The sequence below is a fragment of the Ruegeria sp. genome, assembly GCF_028066395.1.
GTDB lineage: Bacteria > Pseudomonadota > Alphaproteobacteria > Rhodobacterales > Rhodobacteraceae > Ruegeria.
This window is the reverse complement of sequence record NZ_JALCBM010000106.1, coordinates 1-6,422: the sequence shown is the minus strand read 5'-3', so window position 1 is coordinate 6,422 and position 6,422 is coordinate 1. Positions and strand designations below refer to the sequence as shown.

Below are 6,422 nucleotides of genomic sequence, written 5' to 3'. Positions count from 1 at the left end.
CGCACCGGGCGGTTTCCATCGCCTCATAGAGATCGCGCGCCATATCGCCCGGAGGTGCATAGCGCGCATGGGTCGCATCGTCATGATACCGGCGCTGCAGGGCCAAGGCATCCGCCGTACCGCGGGCCAGCAAAACCTCTTCACGCGTCATGCGGCGAGAGACCTGCGGCAAACGCATCGACTCCCCCGACAGACCCGAGGGGTCTACTGTATAGCTGACAGACAGTTCGGGATCATCGGCCATAACCTTGGTGGCCTCGGCCAGAGCCTTCTTGAACGGATCAGCGGGGTTGTCGTTGGGTTTGCTCATTGGCTTACCAATCATTTCCATCGAATGCGGACGAGACCATGCCTAGAGCGTAGTCGTGCAAATCAAACTTCCGCGCTTGCTGCCCAGTGTCAACCTGTCCCAGTTGATCACGAAACGCGAGGAGCGGCTTGAAGGGCTGTCCGGACAGGCGAATTCTACCTTGATCAAACAACATACCAAGATTGAAAACAGCCGTTTCAACCACTGCTTCAGCCTTCTTTTCAGAAATCCCATCAGCCAAAAATGCCCGCTTCAGATCAAGCGCATAGGCTTCAAGGAATGCCATGCTCAGGTTCTCATAGTCTGGATTGGTGTCTGTTTTCCAATCGACCATCAGATACTTACCCCAAGCTCACACTCGCCGCGCTTTCCGGCAGTTCTTCGTCAAAGCAGCGCTGATAGAACTCGGCCACGGTCTGGCGCTCCAACTCGTCACATTTGTTCAGGAAGGACAGGCGGAAGGCATAGCCGACGTCGCGGAAAATCTCGGCGTTTTGGGCCCAGTTGATCACGGTCCGGGGGCTCATGACGGTCGACAGATCGCCATTCATGAAGGCGGTCCGGGTCAGGTCGGCGACGGTGACCATCTGGCTGACGGTCTTGCGGCCCTCGGCGGTGTTATAAAGCGGCGCTTTCGACAGCACGATCATCGTCTCGGCATCGTGGCTGAGGTAGTTCAGCGTCGAGACCAGCGACCAGCGGTCCATCTGCGCCTGGTTGATCTGCTGCGTACCGTGATAAAGCCCGGTGGTATCGCCCAAACCCACGGTGTTGGCGGTGGCGAACAGGCGGAAATTGGGGTTCGGCGTGATGATCTCGTTCTGGTCCAGCAGGGTCAGCTTGCCGTCATGCTCCAGCACACGCTGGATCACGAACATAACGTCGGCGCGGCCCGCATCATATTCGTCGAATACGATGGCGACCGGGTTGCGCAGGGCCCAGGGCAGGATGCCTTCGTGGAACTCGGTGACCTGCTTGCCGTCGCGCAGCTTGATCGCGTCCTTTCCGATCAGGTCGATCCGGCTGATATGACTGTCCAGGTTCACGCGCACGGCGGGCCAGTTCAGGCGGGCGGCGACCTGTTCGATATGGGTCGATTTCCCGGTGCCGTGATAGCCCTGGATCATCACCCGACGGTTATGCGCAAAGCCCGCCAGAATCGCCAGCGTGGTTTCGGGATCGAACTTGTAGGTCGGGTCGGTGGCCGGAACACGATCGCTGGCCTCGGCAAAGCCTTTGACAGCCATGTCGGTATCAATGCCGAACACGTCACGGACCGAGATTTCCTCGGTGGGTTTTGCGTTGATGTCGATCGAGCCGTCAGCCATATGCCTTGTCCTTATCCGTTGCCCCGCATGGCGGGTTTGAACCCGTGTGTGGTGCAACATATTGCGCGCAAGAGCAAGGGAAAGAGGCGTCCGAATCGGTGTAGCCGGATGTTTCTTTGAAACTGGCCCTAAGGGCTATGGATTCCGGAGTATTTTGACGATCTATGGATTAAAAATGTGATCGTAAGCTCACCGTATAAGAAAGATAGATTGGGCTGTTACTTGTCCTTGGTGCCAAAAATGAAGCCTATGCAACCTGTTACAATCGAGCCGAGGAGAGATAGTAAGTTAAATGCGGCCTCAGGTAGGTTCCCATTTTCACCATCAAAAGCCGCAAAGAAGACAATTGTCATCATGATTAGACAAATGAGCACAGTCATGAAAGCGATGGTTTTCGATGAGTCTGTGGAACCAATCAGCCCACCTATTGGTCCCATTTTTGCCTTTAACACATCCAATTCATGGTTTTTGGCTCTTACGTCTGCTTTTTCGTCTGGGCTTGAAAACTCCCCGGCTTCATCTGACGGTGTTGGGTTTGCCTGCAGATCAAGCTTGGGCTTGCCGTTCGTCATTTTGTTTTGCCTGTTCTTTTGAAGCAATCTCCGCTGCATCTAACAGACGTGTAAATTCTTCAAAAATGTACTGATCGGGAATAGATGTGTTGTATGCGACACTAAAGTTGTTTTCTGTCGCAACACGGTGCCAAGGTGTGCCCGGTTTATGGGTTATGTCGGAAAGCGCGAAGCTGGACAGATGTCCATACCTCCCCCAAGTCCATGAGATGAGATTTCGGACATTTTCATCGGTTTCGTCAACGTTTTCTGGTGGTTGGAATGGGTTTGTTGACTGAGGGGAAGTAATTGGCGCGCGGCCAAACACCTTCAAAGCATGGTATAAGCTGTCGAAAACGGGGCCGTGCTTCCATATCTGCGGGCCCTCTGAAGTAAGTCTTTCGGCTTCGATCCCATACACAGCCAACCACCAGCCATAAGAGCAATAGACTAGCTTTTGCAGTTTCATGTGTTCGATTCCGCCATCTTGGCCGAACTGCTCCAAAAAATTGTTGGCTATGGCGAGTGGACTATAAGGTACCGTCATCGCCTGAACCTACGAGGCTGTATGTTTCGCATGGTAACGCCCTTTCGCCGTTTCCCATCGAACGGACTAAACACATTGTTACACGTTTAATAGTAATCAGTAAAATGTAAATGCTCGCTAGAGGTTAGCCTTTCAACCATCTTGCGTTGAATTAATGGGATTTGATTTGACAGAGCTACCCTGCCCAACCCCCAAACCTACTTGAAACTCCGGCTGTCCTTGATCTGGTCCCAGGCCCAGACCACCTCTTGCAGCTGCTCTTCCTGTGACCGGTCGCCGCCGTTCATGTCCGGGTGCAGGACTTTGATCAGCTTTTTGTACGCTTTGCGAATCTCGGCCTTGGACCAGCTGTCCTTGGCGTCCAGAATCTCGATGGCGCGGCGTTCGGTGGGGGGAAGGCGGCGGCCGCCGCTGCCCGAGGTGCGGCCCTTGTTCTGGGTGCTGTTCGCACCCAGCACCTGATGAGGGTCCTCGATGCCCAGACGGGCCCAGGCTCGGGCCTCGGGGTCGCCCATGGGTTTGGTCTCACGCTCCCACACCTTGTCCTTCGAGCGCTGGGCGTTCAGTTCCGCCTCGGTGGTGCCGTCGAAGAAATTCCATTTCTGGTTATATTCGCGCACATGCTGCTGGCAGAACCAGAAGAAATCATCCAATACGTCCGGTGCTTTGGGCGCGCGAAACTTTCCGGGTTCATCGCATCCCTCATGATCGCAGATGCGGACCGAGGTCTCGGACGCACCCGTCATCCCCCGCCGTCCGCGCGGGTTCTTTTTCTTTGCGCTGGATACGGACATATCGAATCCGAAAGGGTCTGATTTCACCATGGGCCTGCTCCTGCGAACATGTCTTTTCGACTCGGAGGCAGCAGTTTAACGTAAGCACCACAGAGTAGAAGAGGGCAGCGGCAAAAATTTTGCCGCCGAGCGAAAAAATGACCGTGACCGAAGAGATCCGCACCCGCCTGCAAGAGGCGTTCACCCCGCATGAGTTGGAGGTGATCGACGACAGCGAAAGCCACCGGGGCCATGCTGGTCACCGCGAGGGCGGGGAAAGCCATTTCAACGTACGAATCCGGTCCGCCGCATTTCAGGGCCAGTCCCGCGTGGCAAGGCACCGGGCGGTGCACGCCGCGTTGGGTGATGTCGTTCCGCGCATTCACGCCCTGGCGCTGGATATCGACGTCTGAGGCCCCAGTGCCATGGGTGCCTGCAGCCGGGTTTGATGGTTAACCTGGTACAATTTCTGATGTTTTTTCGCGGCATTTAACCTTGATCAAGGCGCCGCTATTCTACCGCCCCTTATGATGCGCTCAGCCGGTCGCCGCGCAACCCGCGCTGCCGGAATAGCGATAAAGGGGCATTTTGATGATGACCAAAGCCAGAACATCGTTCTCGGCGCTGTCGGTGATTTCAATGCTGACGATCTGTGCCGCATTGCCGGTGCACCAGGTCAGTGCGGATGAGCCGGGTCCGGTAGAAGCCATCGCGTTCGACCCGGCCAAGGCGGCGCTTGGCAAACGTTTGTTTTTCGATCCCCGCCTGTCTGGCGATACCGAGCTGTCCTGCGCCAGTTGCCACCAGCCGGAACACGGGTTCACTGACGGACAGGCCCTGTCGGACGCCTATGCGGGCAGCCTGCATTTTCGCAATGTGCCGACCCTGATCAACAGCGCCAAGCGTGCGGCGTGGTTTCATGACGGACGCATCGGCACCAACCTTAACGATGTGACCCGCGAAAGTATTACCGAGACCTATTCCATGAACATGGACATGCGTCTGATGCAGGAGCGTATCAAGCAGGACCCGGTCTATGTCGAGATGTTCGAGGCGGCTGGGTTTGGCGAGCCTTCGAACGGTGGGGTGCGCAATGCGATCCCGGAATATCTGAAAACGCTGATCTCGCGGGGGGCTCCGTTCGACACCGGCGAGATGTCCGAGGATGCCAAGGCGGGGTACGCGCTGTTCAAGGCCAATGGCTGCAATGCCTGCCACTCGGGCGCGCGGTTCACCGACGATCTGCCGCATAACATCGGTGTTGGTGACAATCCTGAAATCTGGGCGACTCCCGAACGCCACATCACCTTCGTGACCATGATGAAGTTCCTCGGCGTCGAGAACTACATGAATCTGCGCGCTGATCCGGGCGCGTATATCCGCACCCGTACCGCCGACACGTTCGGCAGTTTCATGACGCCTACGTTGCGCGAACTGACCTACACCGCGCCGTTTATGCATAACGGTACCCTTGCGACGCTGGAGGATGTGGTGGCTTTCTACAACGCCGGTGGCGGTGAAGATGACACCAAAGACCCGCGCATCAAGCCGCTGAACCTTTCCGAGACCGAGCAGGCGCAGCTGGTGGCCTTCCTCAAGGCGCTGTCCGGTGAGCGGCTGACCGGTCCTGACTTTGTCGCCGACCGGATCGATACGGACTATGCGCCGATCGAAAACTGGCAAGATGCGACAAACTGAGGAGCGGACCCATGAAAAACCCTAAGTCTTACCTGTCAGTTACAATCGCCTCCGCCGCCCTGTTTGCCGTCCTTGGGTCTCAGGCGCTGTCGGAAACCGGCATGCAGATCGAGGCCAGTATCGGTGGTGCAGACCCCGACGTAGACGCGCCACTGGCGGCCTTGGGCGAACCGCCGATCCCGCTGGACAACCCCCAGACAGACGCCAAGATCGAACTGGGCAAGATGCTGTTCTTTGACCCGCGTCTGGGCGGCAACCCCTCTACGCCCTGTTCGGCCTGCCACAACCCCTATGTGGGCTGGGATGTCGAGGCCCGGATCTCGTTCGGTTATCCGGGTACGACCCATTGGCGCAACAGCCAGACCATCGTGAATTCGGCCTATTACGGCAAACTGTTCTGGGCGGGTTCAAGCAAAAGTCTTGAAAGTCAGGCCAAATCCGCCGCAGGCGGTGCAGTCGCCGGCAACGGCGAGGCGGATATGATGGAGGCGCGTCTGGCTTTTGTTCCCGAATATGTCGAGCGGTTCAACGATGTCTTCGGCGATCAGTGGCCGCGTATCAGCAACGCATGGCGTGCCATCGCCGCGTTCGAACGCACGATTGTGCAGACCGACACCCCCTTCGACAATTATTTGCGCGGGGATGATGCCGCACTGACCGAGGAACAGAAACGCGGGCTGGCGCTGTTCACCGGCAAGGCGCAATGTTCCGAATGCCATAACGGCGCGCTGCTGTCGGATGAGAAATACTACAACACAGGCGTGCCCGCCTATGACGGTTGGCAGGATGACGGTCTGGCGCAAGTCACCTTCCGGTACGAGCTTTTTGCCAAAGGCTCGACCGAAGAGATGTATCGCCACACCAAGGATGACCCCGGTTTCTATTTCCGCACCAAGGAAAAGGCCGACAAGGGCAAGTTCCGCACGCCGTCCCTGCGCTACACGCTCTATACCGAGCCCTACATGCATAACGGCATGATCGAGACGCTTGAGGATGTGGTCGAGTTCTACAACCAAGGCGGCGGCGAGAATGAGTTCTCGGCCAATAAATCCCCGCTGATCCAACCCCTTGGCCTAAATGATCGGGAAAAGGCAGATCTGGTAGCCTTTCTGAAATCCCTGTCCGGCGCGGAAATCCTGATCGAGGAACCCGAACTGCCTGATTATCAGCCGCTTCCGGCGGCAGCAGAGGAGTAAGCGTCATGACCGATCATAA

Annotated in this window: 8 protein-coding genes and 1 pseudogene; 3 read left to right on the top strand and 6 right to left on the bottom strand. The window is 56.8% G+C overall.

What is annotated here, in order from left to right; genetic code table 11:
• From MPJ51_RS20880 to MPJ51_RS20855, 6 genes and pseudogenes are all read right to left on the bottom strand, one after another.
• A pseudogene (locus MPJ51_RS20880) lies at window positions 1–310 on the bottom strand (cobaltochelatase subunit CobT); the annotation flags it as partial.
• A 4-nt stretch (window positions 311–314) separates the two neighbouring features.
• The gene (locus MPJ51_RS20875; protein WP_298390860.1) at window positions 315–644 is read right to left on the bottom strand and encodes a hypothetical protein; all 330 of its coding nucleotides are present in this window, start codon (window positions 642–644) and stop codon (window positions 315–317) included.
• 7 nt (window positions 645–651) lie between these two features.
• Window positions 652–1,638, bottom strand: coding sequence for a cobaltochelatase subunit CobS (cobS, locus tag MPJ51_RS20870; protein WP_298390858.1), 987 nt, complete (start codon window positions 1,636–1,638; stop codon window positions 652–654).
• A 218-nt stretch (window positions 1,639–1,856) separates the two neighbouring features.
• Entirely contained in the window at window positions 1,857–2,210 is a 354-nt protein-coding gene (locus tag MPJ51_RS20865) for a hypothetical protein (RefSeq protein ID WP_298390856.1), read from the bottom strand.
• A complete protein-coding gene (locus MPJ51_RS20860; protein WP_298390854.1) occupies window positions 2,185–2,736 on the bottom strand; it encodes a type II toxin-antitoxin system antitoxin SocA domain-containing protein in 552 nt (183 codons plus the stop codon). Before MPJ51_RS20860 ends, MPJ51_RS20865 begins: the two co-directional genes overlap by 26 nt.
• Before the next feature lie 197 nt (window positions 2,737–2,933).
• Window positions 2,934–3,560: a J domain-containing protein gene (locus tag MPJ51_RS20855; RefSeq protein WP_298390852.1), complete on the bottom strand. Its 627-nt coding sequence runs from the start codon at window positions 3,558–3,560 to the stop codon at window positions 2,934–2,936.
• A gap of 107 nt (window positions 3,561–3,667) precedes the next feature.
• On the opposite strand from MPJ51_RS20855, the gene MPJ51_RS20850 reads away from it, so the two are divergent.
• The 3 genes from MPJ51_RS20850 to MPJ51_RS20840 all read left to right on the top strand — a co-directional run bounded on the left by MPJ51_RS20850 (window position 3,668) and on the right by MPJ51_RS20840 (window position 6,403).
• A complete protein-coding gene (locus MPJ51_RS20850) occupies window positions 3,668–3,922 on the top strand; it encodes a BolA family protein (RefSeq protein WP_298390850.1) in 255 nt (84 codons plus the stop codon).
• Window positions 3,923–4,100: 178 nt separating this feature from the next.
• Window positions 4,101–5,207: a cytochrome c peroxidase gene (locus tag MPJ51_RS20845; protein ID WP_298390848.1), complete on the top strand. Its 1,107-nt coding sequence runs from the start codon at window positions 4,101–4,103 to the stop codon at window positions 5,205–5,207.
• 11 nt (window positions 5,208–5,218) lie between these two features.
• Window positions 5,219–6,403 carry a cytochrome c peroxidase gene (locus tag MPJ51_RS20840; protein ID WP_298390846.1) on the top strand — a complete coding sequence of 395 codons (1,185 nt, stop codon included), beginning with the start codon at window positions 5,219–5,221 and terminating at the stop codon, window positions 6,401–6,403.
• Window positions 6,404–6,422 lie beyond the last annotated feature (19 nt).

Coding starts and splice junctions, on each gene's coding strand:
- cobS (WP_298390858.1), bottom strand. CDS start 1,638: ATGGCTGACGGCTCGATCGACATCAACGCAAAACCCACCGAGGAAATC.
- MPJ51_RS20875 (WP_298390860.1), bottom strand. CDS start 644: ATGGTCGATTGGAAAACAGACACCAATCCAGACTATGAGAACCTGAGC.
- MPJ51_RS20845 (WP_298390848.1), top strand. CDS start 4,101: ATGATGACCAAAGCCAGAACATCGTTCTCGGCGCTGTCGGTGATTTCA.
- MPJ51_RS20855 (WP_298390852.1), bottom strand. CDS start 3,560: ATGGTGAAATCAGACCCTTTCGGATTCGATATGTCCGTATCCAGCGCA.
- MPJ51_RS20865 (WP_298390856.1), bottom strand. CDS start 2,210: ATGACGAACGGCAAGCCCAAGCTTGATCTGCAGGCAAACCCAACACCG.
- MPJ51_RS20860 (WP_298390854.1), bottom strand. CDS start 2,736: ATGACGGTACCTTATAGTCCACTCGCCATAGCCAACAATTTTTTGGAG.
- MPJ51_RS20850 (WP_298390850.1), top strand. CDS start 3,668: ATGACCGTGACCGAAGAGATCCGCACCCGCCTGCAAGAGGCGTTCACC.
- MPJ51_RS20840 (WP_298390846.1), top strand. CDS start 5,219: ATGAAAAACCCTAAGTCTTACCTGTCAGTTACAATCGCCTCCGCCGCC.